We start from the raw sequence: 18,767 nt of genomic DNA, 5'->3' as shown, positions 1-18,767 counted from the left end.
CGGCAGTGGGCGGACGGGTCGGGTCACCAGGCGCCGAAGGCGGTCTCGCCGTTGGCCATGATGACGGCGGCGAGGGCGGCGACGTCCACGCCCCTGACCTCGGCCAGGCAGCGCAGGGTCAGCGGGATCAGGTAGGGCGCGTTCGGCTTGCCCCGGTGCGGGGTCGGCGGGAGGTAGGGCGCGTCGGTCTCCACCAGCATGAGCTCGGCCGGCGCCACCCGGGCCGCCTCACGGAGATAACCCGCGTTCTTGTACGTCACCGGACCGGAGAACGACATGAAATATCCGGCGTCGGAGCACTTCTTGGCCATCTCACCGTCGCCGGAGAAGCTGTGGAAGATCACGACGTCGGGCGCGCCCTGGTCGGCGAGGACGTCGAGCACGTCGTCGTGGGCCTCGCGGTCGTGGATGACCAGCGCCTTCCCGGTGCGCTTGGCGATCTCGATGTGCGCCCGGAAGCTCGCGTGCTGGTCCTCGCGGGAGGCCCAGTCCCGGAAGTAGTCGAGCCCGGTCTCCCCCACGGCCCGCACGTGCGGCGACCGCGCCAGCTCCTCGATCTCGGCCAGCGTCTCGGGGGTCGCGGCGTGCGCCTCGTTGGGGTGGATGGCCACCCCCGCGTAGACGTCGTCGTGCCGCGCGGCGACCTCGGCGCCCCAGTGGGACGAGCGCAGGTCGTACCCGATGGTCACCAGCCGGGTCACGCCGACCAGGCGGGCGTCCGCGAGGATGGCCTCGACCGACGCGCCCGCCGCCTGGGCGGCGAGCGCGACCTGGTCGCCGGAGGACGCCTTGCGGTCGCCCACCATGATGTCGAGGTGGCAGTGGCTGTCGAACACCTCGGCCGGCAGCGGCTGGGGCATCACGGGCAGCTCCCGGGACATCGCGCGAGGTCTCCTGCCTGGTCAGTCGCCGAGCCGGGCGAGCTCTTCGTCGACGATCTTGGGGTCGAGCTTGGCGAACAGCGGGGTCGGGGGCGCGAGCGGGACACCCGCCCGGATCGGCCGGTGCTCCCAGCGGGCGGCGCCCTCGTCGTACGCGCCGGTGATGACGGGGTAGTCGGGGCCGCCGTCCTCGTTGACCTCGTGGATCTCCGGCATGCCGGTCCAGACGCCCTCGCCGCCGAGCATCTCGAAGATCTTGTTGGACGAGGTGGGCAGGAACGGCGTGAGCAGCGTCTTGGCGTCGTCCACGACCTGGAGGGCGACGTGCAGGATGCTCTTCTGCCGCTCCGGGTCGTCCTTGATCTTCCAGGGCTCCTGCTCGGCGAGGTACTTGTTGGCCTCGCGGACCACGTCGAACGCCTCGGTCACCGCGTTCTTGAAGCGGGACCGGCCGAGCTCGGCGCCGACCTTGGGGAACGCGTTCCTGGACAGCTCCAGCATGGCCCGGTCGGCGTCGGTGAGGTCGCCCGCCTCGGGGATCGCGCCGAAGTTCTTCGCCGCCATGGAGATCGACCGGTTGACCAGGTTGCCCCAGGCCGCCACCAGCTCGCCGTTGTTGCGGTTGACGAACTCCGACCAGGTGAAGTCGGTGTCCTGGTTCTCCGGGCCGGCGACCGCGATGTAGTAGCGCAGCGCGTCGGCGGAGTAGCGCTCGAGGAAGTCGCGGACGTAGATCACGACCTGGCGGGAGGAGGAGAACTTGCGGCCCTCCATCGTCAGGAACTCGCTCGACACGACCTCGGACGGCAGGGAGAGCTTCCCGAGGGAGCCGGCCTCGCCGTCGCGCGCGCCTTCGCCGTTGTATCCGAGGAGGATCGCCGGCCAGATCTCGGAGTGGAAGACGATGTTGTCCTTGCCCATGAAGTAGTAGGCGCGGGCGTCGGGGTTCTGCCACCACTGGCGCCAGGCGTCCGGGTCGCCGCTGCGCCTGGCCCACTCGATGGACGCCGACAGATAGCCGATGACCGCGTCGAACCAGACGTAGAGCCGCTTGTCGCTCCGGTCGCGCCAGCCGTCGAGCGGGATCGGCACGCCCCAGTCGAGGTCGCGGCTGATCGCCCGCGGCTGGAGGTCGCCGAGCAGGTTGAGCGAGAACTTGAGCACGTTCGGCCGCCACTCGCCCTGCTTGGACTGCAGCCACGTGCCGAGCGCCTCCGAGAAGGCGGGCAGGTCGAGCATGAAGTGCTCGGTCTCGACGAACACCGGCGTCTCGCCGTTGATGCGGGACCTCGGGTTGATCAGGTCGATCGGGTCGAGCTGGTTGCCGCAGTTGTCGCACTGGTCGCCGCGCGCGCCGTCGTATCCGCAGAGCGGGCAGGTGCCCTCGATGTAGCGGTCCGGCAGGGTACGCCCGGTGGACGGGGAGATGGCGCCCATCGTGGTCTTGGGGAAGATGTAGCCGTTTTTGTACAGGCCGAGAAAGATCTCCTGGGCCACGGCGTAGTGATTGCCGGTGGTGGTCCGGGTGAACAGGTCGTAGGAGAGACCGAGCCCGGTCAGGTCCTCGGCGATCACACGGTTGTAGCGGTCGGCGATCTGGCGGGCGGTCAGCCCCTCCTTGTCGGCCTGGACCTGGATCGGGGTGCCGTGCTCGTCGGTCCCGGAGACCATCAGCACCTTGTTGCCCGCCATCCGCTGGTAGCGGCTGAAGACGTCGGACGGCACGCCGAACCCTGAGACGTGCCCGATGTGGCGAGGACCGTTGGCGTAGGGCCACGCGACGGCGGTCAAGATGTGCTGGGACATGGTTCCAAGCCTAGAGGCACGGGCGCAGCGTCTCGAACCGGTTACGGGGCCTCGTGCGGGCCGTGGCAGGGCCGCCGCGCCGGCCGGTGGTCTCCCGGCCGGCGGTCGGCGGGGTCACGCGCTCCGCGGGGCCGTGGACTCGGGAGTGCCGGCCTCGTCCGGCTCGTCGGCGGAGGCCCGGGTGACGGCCTCGGCGGCCTCCTCCGCGGCGGAGGCGGCGATGTCCACCGGGGTCTCCTTGGAGCGGCGGATGCCGAGGATGCTGATGAACAACGACGCGAAGATGGTCTGGAAGCTCATCACGAAGGCGGTCGCGGACGGCACGACCAGGCGCAGCGACTCGGCCGGGATCAGCTCGCCGAAGCCCCTGCCTCCCCAGTGCGCCAGCGACGCGACCAGGCCGACGAGACCGGCGAGGGCGAGCAGGCCGCCCGCCACGAGGCCCTTCTCCAGGCTGACGATGTCGACCAGCTTGCGGACCCGCCGGTCCTCGGGGAGGAAGCCCTCCTCGGCCGCGTACACCTTGGTGAACAGAGCGAACAGCACCGCCTGGAAGCCGATCACCACCATGGCGGACGCCCCGACCAGGGTGTCGACGTCGAAGGCGAGCTTGCCGATGTAGACGGGGCCGAACGTCAGCGCGGCGCCCATGATCAGGCCGATCGCGGTGAGCACCAGGCCCGGGATGAAGAACAGCCAGCGCGGGCTGTACAGCAGGAGGAAGCGCAGGTGGCGCCAGCCGTCCCGCCAGGAGCGCAGGTGCGGCGGGCGGGAGCGGCCGTCCGGCGACAGCGTCGTGGGCACCTCGCGGACGTCGAGGCCCTGCAGGGTCGCCTTCACCACCATCTCGGACGCGAACTCCATGCCGCCCGTCTGCAGCCCCAGCCGCAGGATCGAGTCGCGCCGGAAGCCGCGCAGCCCGCAGTGGAAGTCGCCGATCGCGCTCGGGAAGAAGAGCCGCCCGATGAACGACAGGACGGGGTTGCCGAGGTAGCGGTGCAGCGGAGGCATCGCGCCGGGGGCGATGCCGCCCCGGAAGCGGTTGCCCATGACCAGTTCGCCGCCGTCGCGCAGTTGCTCGACGAACGGCATCAGGTCGGTGAAGTCGTACGAGTCGTCGGCGTCGCCCATGATCACGTACTTGCCGCGTGCGGCGCGGATGCCGCCCATGAGGGCGTTCCCGTACCCCTTGGCGTCGACGTGGACCACACGCGCTCCGGCGTCGCGGGCGAGCTGCTGCGACCCGTCGGTGCTCCCGTTGTCGGCGATCACGACCTCGCCGTCGATGCCGTTCTCACGCATGCAGGCGAGGGCTTTGCGGACACACGTCTCGACGGTCTCGGCCTCGTTGAGGCAGGGCATGACTACGGTCAGTTCCACGTCGCAACCCTTCGTCTACATTTGTGATCGCCCTAAGTAGTCAACCATGATGCCCTCTGCCCGGAGGTGCCCGGGGCAAGTCACCGAAACGGCTGGCATTCTGTAACCATGGTCGCGGTTGCGGAGCCTTCGGCATTAGACGCCCCCCCTGCTAGCAGGTGGAAGCGCCTTCTGACGGTGCTCGTCCGCCACCGGGTGTTCACGGTCGCCCTGGCGCTCGGGGCGCTTCTGCGGGTCGTCACCATGCTCGGTTTCGGCCCGGCGATGTGGTTCAACGACTCCTACGACTACGTCTCGGTGGCGCTGCACCCGCGCCCGCATCCGATCCGCCCGGACGGGTACGGCTTCTGGCTGCTGCTGCTCAAACCGGTGCACAGTTTCGCGTTCGTCGTGTTCACCCAGCACCTGATGGGCCTGGCCGCCGGACTGCTGATCTACCTGCTGCTGGCGAAGAGATTCCGCCTGCCCGGCTGGGGAGCGACCCTCGCGGCGGTGCCGGTGCTGTTCGACGCGTACCAGATCCAGCTCGAACAGCTGATCATGTCGGACGCGATGTTCACGCTGCTGGTTACGGCGGTCGTCACGCTCGTCCTGTGGCACAGGAAGATGTCGTGGCCGGTGGGCGCCGCGGTCGGGGCGCTGCTCGCGCTGACCGCGCTGACCCGCAGCATCGGCCTGCCGATCCTCGCCCTGGTCGTGGCGTACCTGCTGGTCAAGCGGGCCGGGTGGAAGCCGATCTCGGCGATGATCCTCGCCTGCGCGCTGCCCGTCCTGGCGTACATGGGGTGGTTCAAGGCGGTCAACGGGCAGTTCGCGATGACGAACAGCGACGGCGTGATCCTCTACATGCGGACCGCCCTGTTCGCCGACTGCCACAAGATGGACCTCGACAAGCGCGGGGAGCTGGAGCTCGCGCTCCTGTGCATCAACACTCCCCCGGCCGAGCGGGGCCGTACGGCGCAGGCCTACCTGTGGTGGGACGACCAGAACCAGCTCCACGTGTTCGGGTCGGGCATGAAGTTCACCCCGGAGATCAACGCCAACGCGAGCGCGTTCGCCAAGAAGGCGATCCTCGCGCAGCCGGGGGACTACCTCGCGGCCGTGGCCAAGGACTTCTTCCGCGCCTTCGGCTGGGGGCGCCCGCTGTTCCCGGACGCCAAGACGTACCTGCAGTACCAGTTCGGCAACTACTACACGCAGAAACTGCCCGCCTGGACGTCGTACAAGGGGCAGACGGACCGGGACGCCGAGCGGTACGAGAACGGCCCGGCGGCCACCCGCGTGGTGAAGCCGTGGTCCGACTTCATGATCGGTTACCAGAAGGTCGTGCGGCTGCCCGGCACGGTGCTCGGCCTGCTGCTGCTCGCCGGCCTGTACGGCGTGGCCGTCCGGTGGCGCAGGCTGGGCGGGCCGGTGCTGCTGCCCTGGCTGGCCGCGGTGGGGCTGGTGCTGGCCCCGGCGGCGACGGCGGAGTTCGACTACCGCTATCTGCTGCCCGCCGTCCCCGTCGCCTGCCTCGCCGCCGCGATCTCGCTCAGGCACCTGCGGCTGCCGCGCAGGAGGCCGGGGCCCACCGCGTAGCCTCCCGGGTCAGGCGCCGTGGATGTGGTTGTAGAGGTCGCGCTTGGAGATCCCCGCTGCCTTGGCGACGTCCACGATCGCCTGCTTGCGGGGGACGCCGGTGGCCTCGCGCCGGGCGACCTCCTGGGCGAGGTCCTCGATGTCCGGCTCGGCGGCCTCGGGCTCGTACCCGGCGACGACGAGGGTGATCTCTCCCCTGACCTCGCCCGCGGCCCATTCGGCCAGCTCGGCCAGGGGGCCGCGGCGGACCTCCTCGTACGTCTTGGTCAGCTCGCGGCAGACGGCGGCGGCGCGGTCGGGGCCGAACGCCTCGGCCATGGCGGCGAGGCAGGCGTGCAGGCGGTGGGGCGCCTCGAAGAACACCATGGTGCGTTCCTCGCGGGCCAGGCCCTCCAGCCGGCGGGCCCGCTCGCCGGACTTGCGGGGCGGGAAACCCTCGAAGCAGAACCGGTCGCTGGGCAGGCCGGAGATCGCCAGGGCGGTCGTGACGGCGGACGGGCCGGGCAGCGCGGTGACGCGGACACCCGCGTCCACGGCGAGCCGGGTCAGCCGGTATCCGGGGTCGGAGACGCCCGGCATGCCCGCGTCGGTGATCACGAGGACCGTCTCACCCTGGAGCAGCTCGTCGAGCAGCTCCTTGGACCGCGCGGCCTCGTTCGCGTCGTAATAGGACACCACCCGGCCGGTCAGGGTCACGCCGAGATCGGACGCGAGCCGCCTGAGCCTGCGCGTGTCCTCGGCGGCGATCACGCCGGCCGTCTCCAGGGCCTCCCGCAGTCGCGGGGAGGCGTCCCCCACCTGGCCGATCGGGGCTCCCGCCAGAATTAGCACGTCTCCCACCATATGAAACGTTCATCATTGAAGAGTTGGATGCCGCTATTCGACCCGAACTTCATGGTCACCACGGGAACTCGACAGTAGTCTGTCCAGGTGGCCGTGACCGACTTCTCACACCAGGCGTTCGAGCAGCCCGACTCCGATCGGGACGCTCCCACGCCGGCGTCCCTGCGGGAGCGGCTCGTGCCGCCGATGCCCGGGAGCGCCCTGTGGGGCTGGCTCGGGCCGCTGATCGTGGCGGCGTTCGGCGCGTTCCTGCGGTTCTATCGCCTCGGGACGCCCAACGGGGTCGTCTTCGACGAGACGTACTACGCCAAGGACGCGTTCGCCACGATCAAGTACGGCACCGAGCGGGCGTTCGTCGACAACGCGAACGAGCTGATGATCGCCGGGAAGACGGGCATCTTCAAGACGTGTGAGCAGGTCAGCGACTGCGCCGCGTACGTGGTGCACCCGCCGCTCGGCAAGTGGATGATCGGCGCCGGTGAGGCGATCTTCGGCTTGAACCCCTTCGGCTGGCGGTTCGCCGCCGCGCTGATCGGGTCGTTGTCGATCCTCATCCTCGCCCGGGTCGCCCGCCGGATGACCCGGTCCACCGTGCTCGGCTGCCTGGCCGGGCTCCTGCTCTCCCTCGACGCCCTGCACTTCGTGCTGTCTCGATCGGCGCTGCTGGACATCTTCCTGATGTTCTGGGTCCTGGCCGGCTTCGCCTGCCTGGTCGTCGACCGGGACCGGATGCGGCAGGCGCTGGCCGAGTGGCGCGAGTCGGCCACGTCGCTCGACGCCGGCCCCCGGCTCGGGTGGCGGCCGTGGCGGCTCGCGGCCGGGCTGTGCCTGGGCGCCGGGCTGGCGACCAAGTGGACGACGATCTTCTTCATCGTCGCCTTCGCCGTCATGACGCTGGTGTGGGACGCGGGCGCGCGCCGGACCGCCGGGCTGCGCCGGCCGTACCGTGAGACGCTCCGGTTCGACCTGCCGCGGGCGGCGGCGTGGATGGCCGTGGTGCCCGGTCTGGCGTACGTGGTCTCGTTCGCGGGCTGGTTCTTCACCGACAAGGGGTGGGACCGGCGCTGGGACCAGGCGACGTCGCAGGGGAACCCGTTCTTCTTCGTCTTCGACTCGCTGCGCTCCTGGGTCGGCTACCAGGTGCAGACGCTGAGCTCCCACACGAACCTGTCGACGCCGCACAACTACCAGTCCGAGCCGTGGAGCTGGCCGCTGCTGCTGCGCCCCGTGGCGTTCTGGTACGAGTCGCCCAAGGGCTGCGGCACCGACAACTGCTCCCAGGCGATCCTCGGCACCGGCACCCCGATCATCTGGTACGGCGCGCTCGCCGCCCTGATCGGCATGATCGCCTGGTACGTGTCCACCCGCGACTGGCGAGCGGGCGCGGTCCTGCTGGCGTACGCGGCGGGCTGGCTGCCGTGGTTCTACTACGCGATCGCCGACAACCGGACGATGTTCCTGTACTACATGATCCCGCTGGTCCCGTTCATGGTCCTCGCGATCGTGCTGGCCTGCGGGCTGATCCTGGGACCGGCCGGCGCGCCGCGGTGGCGGCGGCAGGCCGGGTCGGTGGGCGTCGGGGTCTTCGCGCTGCTCGCGCTGGCGAACTTCGCCTGGCTCTATCCCGTGATCGCCGCCGAGGTGATCCCCTACACCGACTGGCTCGCCCGCATGCTCATCCGCGGCTCGAAGGGCTGGATCTAGGCCCTCGTATGGTTGGTCCAAGGGGGTGGTGGCGAGTGACCATGGGTCGTCGCGGACGATGGGGGCAATACGGCAGACTGCGGGTCATGCCCGCACCTGACGTGGCCGCCCTCCTCGCCGAGCTGGAGCGCTCCGAGCCGGAGGCCGCCGAGCCGGCCCGTGTCGCCGTCGAGTGGCTGACGGGCGGTGAGCCGCTGGAGACGATCAGCCAGCTCGACGTGTGCGAGTTCCTCTGGTTCACGCTGCCGGTCAAGGTCACGGGCGACCGCCAGGTGATCGCGCGGGCGCTCGGACGGCTGCTCCGGCTGGGCGGCATGGAGCGCTACGCCGCGCTGTGCGACTCGCAGACGACGGCCCGGATCCTCAACGCGTACGCCCGGGAGGGCGAGGAGGCCGGGACGGCGGCCTACCAGCAGGCGCTCGAGGCCACCGGCGTGCTGCCGCCGGACGTCCCCGAGCTGGCCTGGAGCTCGATCATGGGGCCGGAGGAGCTGGGCGCACACGTCGCCTGCGCCGCCGCGCTCGAACTGTCGATCATGTCGGGCGAGCCGGTCGGCCGCGAGGCGCTGACCCGGCGCTGGCTGACCTCTCCGCGTCCCGAGCTGGGCGGCGACTGCTGGCTGAACCGGGTCCACGGCGAACGGCTGAACCGCTGGGTCCTCGGGCGCGGCAACGCCCGCCGCGAGCTGGCCCAGCCGTTCGAGGTGCGGCTGCACGCCCCCATCCCGCCGCCGGCCGAGCCGCACCTGGAGCCGCTGTGGTGGCTGCTCGGCATGGCGGTCGACGGGGTGAAGCTGACGGAGAAGTTCAACGTCTCCCGCGCGATGGTGACCGAGTCGGTGGACAGGTTCGGCTGGGACGCGCTCACCGCGGGATCGATCCGCGGCGAGGCCGACGTGCCGACGCTGACCACGCTCAGGGAGATCGCCGTCCACGACCTCCGGGCGCTGCGCCGTACGGGGAGGAAGCTGGTGCTCACCCAGGCGGGGCGCGGCCTGGCCGGGCGGCCGGAGAGCCTGTGGACGGCGGCGACGACCGCGCTGCTCACCCCGGCCAAGGGAGAGCACGACTTCGAGATCTCGGTCCGCGAGTCGGCGCTGATGTTGCTCGCCGACGGCGCCGCCCTGCCGTACGAGGAGCTGCGGGACCGGGTCCTGGAGGTCGTCAACGGCGAGGGCTGGCGGTCGGCGGCGGGCTCCAAGGTGGTGCCGCTCGACCTGTCCGCCCCGCTGGGCGAGCTGCAGCGCCGTCTCGACGCGCTCGACCTGCGCACCGGCTGCTCGTGGCGGTCGCCGTGGCAACTCACCGCCGTGGGCCGGGCCGCCGCGCTGGCCGCGCTGCGCGCCCAGGCTCTTCGCCCCCGGCAGTACGCCGGGATGGGGTGAAGGGCGTTTTCTGACAGGTTTTCTTCAGGTTCCGGTCGCGGTCACCCGATGCCGCGTCCGGCGCGTCCTGCTTAGGTACGACGTTGTCGCTGCCATGGAAGGACATCGCCATAATGAACCGCCCCCACCATCCCTTGCTCGGCTTGAAGCAGCGGAGCCCGGAGATGGTCGCGGAGGAGACCCGCAGGGTGAAGGCCAAACTGATCAGCATGTACGGATGGGACGGCTACCAGCGGGTGATCAGGCGGATGGAGTCTGATCTGGCCCGCCTCGAACGGGAGACGCGCGGCCGGGAGAGCTAGCCTCACCGGCCGGCAGGGCCATTCGGGGCGTCCCTCCCCACCGCATCGCGGGACGCCGGACGATCCCGCGGGGTCGCGTGGGACATCTCCTTCGGGAGCGCGGATCGTGCGGCAGGCCGCGGTGCGGCGGGGCGCGGCCCGTCGCCTCCTCGCTTTCTCCCCTCACGCGCCGCCTCCTCTCCGCCTCGTTTCCTCCCCTCACGCGCCGCCTCCTCGCTTTCTCCCCTCGCGCCGCCTCCTCCCCTTCTCGTGTCGCGCTGAGCTTTCATCGCCTCGCCGTCGCCGCGGCTCGCGGTCACCTCACGGACACCGGGGCCCGTCTTCGCGCTCACGTCCACCACGCCGGCTCGACCGCTTCTCCTTTCGCGTCGAGTCATGCCGCGCGGCGCACCGTGTTCACGGGCCGAGGCGAGCGCGTACGCGTGACCGCCGATCGCGCCCCGCCCGAGCGCCGGCCCCTATCGCTCGATAGCGGATTTCCGCGTTCACCCTTGCCAGCCGCGCACGGCGTCCGACAAGCTATCAATCGATAGTTTCCGGAGAGGGAGAACCATGACGGACACCTCGGCGCCGCACGCGCGCGACCTCGAAACGGGCGACCTCGAAACGCTCGACACGCTGATCGCCCAGCAGGAGAAGCTCCTCGTCTCACGGATGACCCGCTCGTTCGAGCTGCGCGAGACCGCGCGCGAGACCCTGGCCGGAGGCGTCGCCTCCTCCTGGCAGGACAGCGTGCCCGGCGCCATCTGGATCGAGTACGGCAGGGGCCAGATGATCCGCGACGCGGACGGCAACGACTACGTCGACATGCACGGCGGTTTCGGCGTCGGCCTGGCCGGTCACGGCCACCCCGCGATCGTGGAGGCGGTCGCCCGCCGAGCTCGCCTGGGCACCCACTTCGGCCAGCCGACCGAGGACCTCATCGTCGTCTCCCGGCTGCTGCGCGAGCGGTTCGGCCTGCCGGTGTGGCGGTTCGGCAACTCCGGCACCGAGGCGACGATGGACGCGGTCCACCTGATGCGCGTGGCGACCGGCCGCAAGAAGATCATCAAGGTGGAGGGGTCCTACCACGGCCACCACGACTCGGTTCAGGTCTCCACCTATTCGGCCGAGGGCGACATCGGGCCGGACGACGCGCCGCGTTCGGTGGCGTTCGGGCCCGCCTATCCGAGCGAGGTGGTCGACCTCACGATCGTGGTGCCGTTCGGCGACCTGGAGGCGGTCCGCCGGGTGCTCGAGGCCCACCCCGGGGAGATCGCCGGCATGATCATCGAGCCGATCATGATGAACATCGGCATGATCACGGCGGAGCCCGGCTATCACGCCGCGCTGAAGGAGCTGCTGCACGCCCACGGGGCGTACCTCACCTACGACGAGGTCAAGACCGGCCTCGCCGTCGCTCCGGGCGGCGCCACCGAGCTGTACGGCGTCCTGCCCGACATCGTCTGCCTGGCCAAGGCCATGGGAGGCGGCGTGCCGTGCGGGGCGATCGGCGCCACCGCCGAGCTGATGGAGCTGATCGCCGACAACATCTACCAGCAGGTGGGCACGTTCAACGGCAACCCCCTGACCATGGCCGCGGTGCGCGCCATGCTGACCGAGGTCCTCACCCCGGACGCGTACGCCCACCTCGACGCGATGCGCGCCCACATGGCCGACGGCGTCACCGAGCTGATGGCCCGCTACGACATTCCGGGCTACGTCGCCTCCGCCGGCGCCAAGGGCTCGGTGATATTCACCGATCAGCTGCGCAACTACCGCGACTTCCTCAAGTACGCCGACCAGTGGGGTCACGCCCACTGGCTCTACCAGGTCAACGGCGGAATCTTCCTGCCTCCGTGGGGCAAGACCGAGCAGTTCACCCTCTCGGTGCAGCACACCATGGAGGACGCCCGCAGGTTCGTGGGCAACTTCGAGTCCCTCTGCCGTGCCGTACGCGGTGGGGCCCGATGAGCGGCGGGACGGGAGCGGGACCGGTCCTCGACCCGGTCGTGGACCCCGCGACCGGGGAACGGATCGCCGAGGTTCCGCAGGCCACGCCCGCCGAGCTGGAGGCGGCGGTGGCCGGCGCCCGCGCCGCGTTCGAGGGATGGCGGCGGACCACCCCGGCCGAGCGTTCGGCCGCTCTGCACGCCCTCGCCGACCTGGTGGAGGCCGACGCGGCCACGCTCGCCGAGCTGGAGTCGCGTAACGTCGGCAAGCCCATCGCGGGCGCGCCCGACGAGATCGCGTACTGCGTCGACAACCTCCGCTTCCTGGCAGGGGTGGCGCGGGCCCCCGAGGGCCGGGCCGCCGCGGAGTACCTGCCGGACGCCACGTCGATGATCCGCCGCGAGCCGGTCGGCGTCGTCGCGGGCATCGCGCCGTGGAACTACCCGCTGATGATGGCGATCTGGAAGATGGCCCCGGCGATCGCCGCCGGCTGCACGGTGGTGCTCAAGCCCTCGCGCCAGACGCCGCTGACCACGCTGCGCCTGGCCGAGCTCGCGGCGAAGGCGCTGCCCGAGGGCGTGTTCACCGTCGTCACCGGCGGCCGGGAGGCCGGCGCCTTCCTGTCCGCGCACCCTTGGGTGGACATGGTCTCGGTCACCGGCTCGACCGCCACCGGCCGGGCCGTCGCGGCGGCCGCCGCCCCCACGGTGAAACGGCTCCACCTGGAGCTCGGAGGCAAGGCCCCGGTCGTGGTCTTCCCCGACGCCGATGTGGAGAGGCTTGCCGCGAGCCTGCGGGTGGCCGCCTTCGCCAACTCGGGCCAGGACTGCACGGCGGCCACCCGGGTGATCGTCGTCGGCGGGCGCTTCGACGAGGTGGCCGAGGCGCTGGCCGACACCGCGCGCTCGCTGCGAGTCGGCTCTCCCGCCGACCCGGCCACCGAGATGGGTCCGCTGATCACGCGCGCGCACCGTGACCGGGTCGGCGGCTACGTACACGCGGCCCTGGGGTCGGGGGCCCGTGTCCTGGCCGGGGGGACGGCCCCCGACGGTCCGGGCGCGTTCCACCTGCCCACGGTCCTCACCGGCGTGGACCAGCGGGATCCCATCGTCCAGGAGGAGGTCTTCGGTCCGGTGCTCGTCGTGCAACGGGCCGGGTCGGACGAGGAGGCCCTGGCGATGGCCGCCGATGTGTCGTACGGACTGGCGGCCAGCGTGTGGACGGCCGACACCGGGCGGGCGATGCGCGCCGCGGCCGAGCTGCGCTACGGAGCGGTCTGGGTGAACGACCACATGACCGCCGCCTCCGAGCTGCCGCACGGCGGCTTCGGCCAGTCCGGCTACGGCAAGGACATGTCGGCGTACGCGCTGGACCACTACGCCGAGCCCAAACACGTGACGATCCGCTGGTGAGAGGGGACGAGGCCATGCGCGAGGTGCGCGGAGCCCTGGAGATGACCGAGGAGCAGGCCGACTTCGTCCGGCTGGCGCGCGAGTTCGCCGCCGCGGAGATCAGGCCGCGGGCACGCGAGGTGGACGAGGCCGACCACGTGCTGCCCCGCGAGGTGTGGGAGAAGGCCGCCGCCGTCGGCCTGACATCGTTCATGGTCCCGGAGGAGTACGGCGGCGGCGGGGTCGGCGATCTGGTCACCCAGTGCCTGGTGCAGGAGGAGCTGTGCCACGGCGACGTGTCGATCGGCAACCTGGTGACGTCGGCGGGCTTCTTCGCGGCCCCCGTACTCGAACTCGGCACCGAGGAGCAGAGGCGGCGCTTCCTGAGCCCGCTCTGCTCGGGCGTGCCGCCGCTGACGGCGCTCGCGGTGACCGAGCCCGGGGTGGGGTCGGACGCGGCCGCGCTGACCACGCGTGCCGCACGGGACGGTGACTCCTACGTGCTCAACGGCCAGAAGGCGTGGATCTCCAACGGGCCGTTCGCCGACCTCTTCGTGATCTTCGCGACGGTGGCGCCCGGCACCCGGTCGCGGGGGATCACCGCGTTCGTGGTCCCGAGGGACACTCCGGGCCTGACGATCGGCAACCCTATGCCGAAGATGGGGCAGCGCGGCATCGCCTGCGCGGAACTGTTCCTGCAGGACGTCCGGGTTCCGGTGGCGAACCGGCTGGGCGAGGAGGGGCAGGGCTTCCACGGGCTGATGCGGACCTTCGACGCCTCCCGGATCCTGATCGGCGCGGCCTGCACGGGGCTGGCCCGTGCCGCATTGGACGCCACCCTGGCGTACGCACGCGAGCGCGAGCAGTTCGGCGTGAAGATCATCGAGCATCAGGCGGTCGCCTTCCGGCTCGCGGACATGGCCGCGCGGGTGGACGTCTCCCACCTGGTGACCATGCGGGCGGCCCGGCTGTTCGACGCCGGCGAGAGGGTCACCGAGGAGTCGGCCATCGCCAAGCTCACCGCGTCGGAGCACGCCATGTGGTGCACCTGGGCGGCGGTGCAGACCCACGGCGGGTGGGGCTACTCGCGCGAATACCTGGTGGAGAAGTGGATGCGCGACGCGAAGCTGGAGGAGATCGAGGAGGGCACCTCCGACATCCAGCGCCTGATCATCTCGCGTTCGCTTGCCCGGAGCTGAGGGGGACATGGTGAACGCACCCCCCGGGGCTAACGGTTTGTCCGGCTCCGCCGGTTTCGTCGATCTCTCCGGCTTTGCCGGATCTGCTCGATCCTCAGGCGTACGGGAGACGAGCGGGATGGAGGTCTTCCGGGACCCGCGTTCGGTGGCGGTGGTCGGGGCGTCGGCCGACCGGGCCAAATGGGGGTACTGGCTGGCCCGCGGCGCACTCGCGGGCGCCCACCGGCGCGACGTCCACCTGGTCGGCCGGCCGGGGGCGGTCGTCGAGGGCGTGCCCTGCCTGCCCTCGTTGCGCGACCTGCCGCGGCCGCCCGAACTGGTCGCGCTGTGCGTTCCTCCCCATGCGGTGCCGGAGGTCGTGGACGAGGCGCTCGACCTCGGCGCGCGGGGATTCGTCGGGATCACCGCCGGGCTGGACCAGGCGCTCGGGGAGGGCACCGAGCGCAGGCTCGCGGGGCGGATCGCGGCCGCGGGGGCCCGGCTGCTCGGCCCGAACTGCCTGGGCCTGTACGACGCGGTCACCGAGCTGGAGCTGGCCTGGGGAGCGTTCAGCCCCGGCGGCCTGGCGATCGTGTCGCAAAGCGGGCAGCTCGGGCTGGCCCTGGGCACGCTCGCGGCCGAGGCGGGGCTCGGCGTCTCCCGGTTCGTCTCCCTCGGCAACCAGGCCGACGTGACGGCGGCCGAGGCGCTCGCCGACCTGGCCGGGCACACCCGCACCCGGGTCGTCGCCCTGTACGCCGAGGACTTCGGCGACGGCCGCGCCCTGGTGGAGACGTTCTCGGCCCTCCGCACGGCCGGCAAACCGGTGATCGTGCTCACCGTCGGCGGCAGCGAGGCGTCCCGTGTCGCGGCCCGGTCCCACACCGGCTCGCTGACCTCGGCCGCCGAGGTCGTGGACGCCGCCTGCCGGGCGGGCGGCGCGATCAGGGTCGCCTCCCCCGGGCGGCTCGTCGACCTCGCCCAGGCGTTGGCCGCTCCCGCCCCGCCACGCGGGCGCCGGGTCGCGGTCGTCTCCGACGGCGGCGGCCAGGGCGCGCTCGGGGCCGACGTGGCCGAGGCGGAGGGGCTGCGCGTGGTCCCCTTCTCCGAAGGACTGGCCGAGCATCTCGCCGGGTTGCTGACACCGGCCGCGGCCACGGCCAATCCGGTGGATCTGGCCGGTGCCGGCGAACGGGATCTGACGTGCTACGCCCAGGTCATCGAGGCGATAGCGGAGAGCGGTCAGGTGGACGCGGTCCTGCTGACCGGCTACTTCGGCGCCTGGGGCGGGGACAACCCCGCGCTCGACGGGCCGGAGGTCGAGGTCGCCGGGCGGATCGCCGCCGTCGCGCGGCGGATCGCGGTCCACGTCGACACCATGGGCCGGGGTACCGAGGCGCTGGCCGCGCTGCGCGAGGAGAGGGTGCCCGTCTACCCCCGGGTGGACGGCGCCGCATGGGCTCTCGCACAGGCGGCCGCCCTGGGCGCCCCGCGTGGCACACCCGCCGCGCCGGGCCTCCCTCCTGAACGGGTGGAGGCGGGCGGCGGCGGAGGGGCTCCCGGGCGGGGCTACTGGGCGGCACGGGAGCTGCTGGCCGCCTACGGGGCGCCCTTCCCGCCGGGACGGCTCATCGACTCCGACCCGAACGGCGACGCGGACGACGGCCGCATGGGCGGCGCGTGCACCGACGCCCGGCCACGCGGCCACACAGATCGCGACAGGGCGGTGGCCACGCTCGGCGGCGCGGACGGGCTGCGGGCGCCGTACGTGCTGAAGGCCGACTGGCTGGAGCACAAGAGCGAGGCGGGCGGCGTGGTGGTCGGGATTCCGGACGCCGAGGCGCTCCGCCGCGCCCATGAGGAGATGGCGGGCAGGCTCGGGCCGGGCCGGTACGTCGTCGAGGAGATGGACACGCGCGAGCACGTCGTGGAGATCCTCGTCGGCGGCCGCAGGGACCCCGCCTTCGGGCCCGTGGTCGTGGTGGGGTTCGGCGGCACCGAGGTCGAGCTGTGGCGGGACACGGTGACCGAGCTGGCCCCCGTGACGACCGAGACGGCGCTGGACATGCTGCGTTCCCTGCGCTGCCATCCGCTGCTGGCCGGCTGGCGGGGCCGCCCTCCGCTGGCGGTCGAGCCCCTGGCCGAACTGGTCGTCACGGTCTCCCGCCTGCTGGCCGAGCGTCCGGACGTCGCCGAGATCGAGATCAACCCGGTCCGCGTCGGGACCGGCGGCGTGCTCGCGGTCGACGCCCTGATCACCTCACGGGACCGGCCGGGCGAACGGCCTGAATAGCGGGCGGCGCCGGCGTGGACGGGCCGGGTGGAGGTCAGCCGGGGTGGGCGGCGCGGTAGGCGGCGATCACCCCGGCGGCGGCCTCCCGGGCCTCGCCGACGCGGCTCGGGTCGGCCAGCAGGCCCCGCAGTACGAACGAGGCGACGTCGTCGGGTCTGGTCCCGGCCCGGCGGCGGCGTCCACCGTGGGAGACCCGGATGACCTCCCACTCGACTCCCCAGATCGCCTGCCGGGCGAACTCGGGGTCGATGGGGGCGAGCTCGCCCGCCTCGACGCCCTCGCGGACGATCGCGCGCACCGTTGCGTACCAGGCGCGGAGCTTCCTGTTCCACGTCTCCAGGCCGGGCTCGCCGATCAGGTCGTCGGGCAGGCCGCGCATGTCGATCGGCGCCTCCAGGCAGTACTCGACGTCGAGCCGGACGGCGGCGTACAGCCGGGCGGACGCGGGTGCGTCCACACGCGAGATCCAGCGGGCCCGCTCCCCCGGTACGCCGATGTCGTAGGCGCACAGGTCTTCCAGGATGGCGAGCTTGGAGGGGTAGTGGTTGTACAGCGACGGCTGGCGGATGCCGAGCGCGTCGGCGATGTCCCTGGTCGAGGTGCCGTGGTAGCCGCGCTGCGCGAACTGGCTCGCCGCCTCGAAGAGGATCTGCTCGCGGCGGGGCCAGCGTTCCCGCGGCAGCGCCCTGAGCTGGCGGAAATCCGGGCGGCTCCCGGTGGTCGGCTTCGCGCTCATATGGGCGCCGAGGATATCACCCGATAGTAAATCGCCCCCTTTCAGGTCTGGACGCGGACGAGGACCACGCCTTAGGTTCGGCTATCACTCGATAGTCATCGGACTAACCGGAGGAGTTCCGGCGTGACCAACCCCCCACGGTCGCCGGCGTTCGCGCTGGCCGCCATCTCCATGGCCCTCACCGCCGCCTACATGGTCCCCACCATGCTCCCGACGCTGATCGACACCCTCGGCTCCGGTCTCGGCCTGGGCATCGCGGGGGCGGGATGGGTCGGCACGGGGGCGCTGCTCGCGTCCGCCGTCACCGGCGTGCTGATCACCGGACGCGCGGCCCGCCCCGGCCGGGCGCGGCTCGCCGTCGTCAGCCTCGCGGCGATGGTCGCCGGGTTCCTGACCGCCACGCTCGTGCCCGTACCCGCGCTCGCCATCGCCGGGATCATGCTCGGCGGCGTCGGCGGCGGGGCCGTCCTGTCGCTGGCCAGCGCCGCCATCGCGGCCATGGCCAACCCGGACCGGGCCACCGGCGTCGGCCTCATCGCCAGCACGGTGATCGGCTCCGGCATCTACATGGCGCTCCCGCTCTTCGGCGGCGGGCTGGCGGTCACCGTCGGGTCGATCGCCGTGGTCTGCGCCGCGTCCGTCCCGTTCATGCGCGGCCTCCCGGAGGCGCCGGTGCAGACGGGCGGCCCCGCGGGCCCGCTGCCCGCGCGCGGCCCCGGCCTCGTCCTGGTCGCGGGGATCTGCGTCTGGGGCGCCTGCGAGTACGCCCTGTGGGCGGTGACCGGGACCATCGGCGTGGACGAGCTGGGCATGGACGAGGGGATCGTCAACCTGATCCTCTCCGGGTCGCTCTTCGCCGGCCTGATCGGCGGCGGGATCGTCGCCGTGATCGGCGACCGGTACGGCCGCACGGTGCCGCTGGCCGCCTTCCTGCTCCTGGGCGTGGCCTCCAAGGTGATGATCGCGGCGGGCGGGGTCCCCGCCGTCTACACCACGGGCCAGCTCCTGTGGAACCTCACCTACCAGGGAGCGCTCACCTACATGATCGCCATCGCGGCGACGCTGGACGCGGGCGGCCGGTGGGCGGTGCTCGCCAACGCCGCGTTCGGTTTCGGCACCGCCCTGGGGCCGGTCGCCGGCACGGGGATCCTCTCCGCCGGAGGGATCGGCGGTCTGTCCTCCGTGCTCGTCGCGGCGAGCTGCGCCGTGGTGCTGCCGCTGGTCGTGGTCGCCCGCCGGACCGGCGCCGTACGCGAAACCTCCGGGCCGGGGCCGGAACGGCAGCCGGTGACCGGCTGAGCGACCGCCCCCGACAGCTCGTCGGCCGGTCGAGCGCCGGCCGGCCGAACCCATGG

14 protein-coding genes are annotated in these 18,767 nt (G+C 72.0%); 9 read left to right on the top strand and 5 right to left on the bottom strand.

All coding sequences use genetic code 11. The annotated features are described in order from the left end of the window. Positions 1 to 23: 23 nt before the first annotated feature. The 3 genes from AWQ70_RS31015 to AWQ70_RS31005 all read right to left on the bottom strand — a co-directional run bounded on the left by AWQ70_RS31015 (position 24) and on the right by AWQ70_RS31005 (position 4,067). On the bottom strand, positions 24 to 881 hold the full coding sequence (locus tag AWQ70_RS31015; RefSeq protein ID WP_067183987.1) for a TatD family hydrolase: 858 nt from the start codon (positions 879 to 881) through the stop codon (positions 24 to 26). Between the two features lie 21 nt (positions 882 to 902). Further along, the gene (metG, locus tag AWQ70_RS31010; protein WP_067183984.1) at positions 903 to 2,687 is read right to left on the bottom strand and encodes a methionine--tRNA ligase; all 1,785 of its coding nucleotides are present in this window, start codon (positions 2,685 to 2,687) and stop codon (positions 903 to 905) included. Positions 2,688 to 2,801: 114 nt separating this feature from the next. Further along, positions 2,802 to 4,067, bottom strand: coding sequence for a glycosyltransferase (locus AWQ70_RS31005; protein ID WP_067183980.1), 1,266 nt, complete (start codon positions 4,065 to 4,067; stop codon positions 2,802 to 2,804). A 177-nt stretch (positions 4,068 to 4,244) separates the two neighbouring features. Between AWQ70_RS31005 and AWQ70_RS31000 the strand changes: the two genes are divergently transcribed. Then, positions 4,245 to 5,648 (top strand): hypothetical protein, encoded by a 1,404-nt coding sequence (locus AWQ70_RS31000; RefSeq protein ID WP_245647227.1) that lies wholly within the window; start codon positions 4,245 to 4,247, stop codon positions 5,646 to 5,648. Between the two features lie 9 nt (positions 5,649 to 5,657). On the opposite strand, the gene rsmI is transcribed toward AWQ70_RS31000, so the two are convergent. Beyond that, positions 5,658 to 6,479 (bottom strand): 16S rRNA (cytidine(1402)-2'-O)-methyltransferase, encoded by an 822-nt coding sequence (gene rsmI, locus AWQ70_RS30995; RefSeq protein WP_373282401.1) that lies wholly within the window; start codon positions 6,477 to 6,479, stop codon positions 5,658 to 5,660. Between the two features lie 99 nt (positions 6,480 to 6,578). Here rsmI and AWQ70_RS30990 point away from each other — a divergent pair, with 99 nt between their 5' ends. From AWQ70_RS30990 to AWQ70_RS30960, 7 genes are all read left to right on the top strand, one after another. Further along, a complete protein-coding gene (locus AWQ70_RS30990; protein ID WP_067183969.1) occupies positions 6,579 to 8,195 on the top strand; it encodes a dolichyl-phosphate-mannose--protein mannosyltransferase in 1,617 nt (538 codons plus the stop codon). A gap of 86 nt (positions 8,196 to 8,281) precedes the next feature. Beyond that, on the top strand, positions 8,282 to 9,580 hold the full coding sequence (locus AWQ70_RS30985) for a hypothetical protein (RefSeq protein WP_067183965.1): 1,299 nt from the start codon (positions 8,282 to 8,284) through the stop codon (positions 9,578 to 9,580). A 143-nt stretch (positions 9,581 to 9,723) separates the two neighbouring features. Next, complete coding sequence (locus tag AWQ70_RS30980) at positions 9,724 to 9,882, top strand: hypothetical protein (protein WP_157530658.1); 159 nt, start codon at positions 9,724 to 9,726, stop codon at positions 9,880 to 9,882. Positions 9,883 to 10,434: 552 nt separating this feature from the next. Further along, the gene (locus AWQ70_RS30975; RefSeq protein WP_067183958.1) at positions 10,435 to 11,835 is read left to right on the top strand and encodes an aspartate aminotransferase family protein; all 1,401 of its coding nucleotides are present in this window, start codon (positions 10,435 to 10,437) and stop codon (positions 11,833 to 11,835) included. After that, positions 11,832 to 13,226 carry an aminobutyraldehyde dehydrogenase gene (locus AWQ70_RS30970; protein ID WP_067183955.1) on the top strand — a complete coding sequence of 465 codons (1,395 nt, stop codon included), beginning with the start codon at positions 11,832 to 11,834 and terminating at the stop codon, positions 13,224 to 13,226. The genes AWQ70_RS30975 and AWQ70_RS30970 overlap by 4 nt, the downstream gene beginning before the upstream one ends. Continuing rightward, entirely contained in the window at positions 13,223 to 14,404 is a 1,182-nt protein-coding gene (locus AWQ70_RS30965; protein WP_245647226.1) for an acyl-CoA dehydrogenase family protein, read from the top strand. The genes AWQ70_RS30970 and AWQ70_RS30965 overlap by 4 nt, the downstream gene beginning before the upstream one ends. 118 nt (positions 14,405 to 14,522) lie before the next feature. Continuing rightward, positions 14,523 to 16,676, top strand: coding sequence for an acetate--CoA ligase family protein (locus AWQ70_RS30960; protein WP_067183953.1), 2,154 nt, complete (start codon positions 14,523 to 14,525; stop codon positions 16,674 to 16,676). 34 nt (positions 16,677 to 16,710) lie between these two features. Here AWQ70_RS30960 and AWQ70_RS30955 read toward each other — a convergent pair whose 3' ends face one another. Beyond that, positions 16,711 to 17,412: a TetR/AcrR family transcriptional regulator gene (locus AWQ70_RS30955; RefSeq protein ID WP_067183950.1), complete on the bottom strand. Its 702-nt coding sequence runs from the start codon at positions 17,410 to 17,412 to the stop codon at positions 16,711 to 16,713. A 123-nt stretch (positions 17,413 to 17,535) separates the two neighbouring features. Between AWQ70_RS30955 and AWQ70_RS30950 the strand changes: the two genes are divergently transcribed. Next, positions 17,536 to 18,711, top strand: coding sequence for an MFS transporter (locus tag AWQ70_RS30950; RefSeq protein WP_067183947.1), 1,176 nt, complete (start codon positions 17,536 to 17,538; stop codon positions 18,709 to 18,711). Positions 18,712 to 18,767: the final 56 nt, after the last annotated feature.

It is taken from the genome of Microtetraspora niveoalba (genome assembly GCF_001570405.1).
Lineage (GTDB): Bacteria > Actinomycetota > Actinomycetes > Streptosporangiales > Streptosporangiaceae > Microtetraspora > Microtetraspora niveoalba.
This window is presented reverse-complemented; position numbering and strand designations above follow the sequence as displayed.

Coding starts and splice junctions, on each gene's coding strand:
- AWQ70_RS30970 (WP_067183955.1), top strand. CDS start 11,832: ATGAGCGGCGGGACGGGAGCGGGACCGGTCCTCGACCCGGTCGTGGAC.
- AWQ70_RS31015 (WP_067183987.1), bottom strand. CDS start 881: ATGTCCCGGGAGCTGCCCGTGATGCCCCAGCCGCTGCCGGCCGAGGTG.
- AWQ70_RS30975 (WP_067183958.1), top strand. CDS start 10,435: ATGACGGACACCTCGGCGCCGCACGCGCGCGACCTCGAAACGGGCGAC.
- metG (WP_067183984.1), bottom strand. CDS start 2,687: ATGTCCCAGCACATCTTGACCGCCGTCGCGTGGCCCTACGCCAACGGT.
- AWQ70_RS30960 (WP_067183953.1), top strand. CDS start 14,523: ATGGAGGTCTTCCGGGACCCGCGTTCGGTGGCGGTGGTCGGGGCGTCG.
- AWQ70_RS30985 (WP_067183965.1), top strand. CDS start 8,282: ATGCCCGCACCTGACGTGGCCGCCCTCCTCGCCGAGCTGGAGCGCTCC.
- AWQ70_RS30955 (WP_067183950.1), bottom strand. CDS start 17,412: ATGAGCGCGAAGCCGACCACCGGGAGCCGCCCGGATTTCCGCCAGCTC.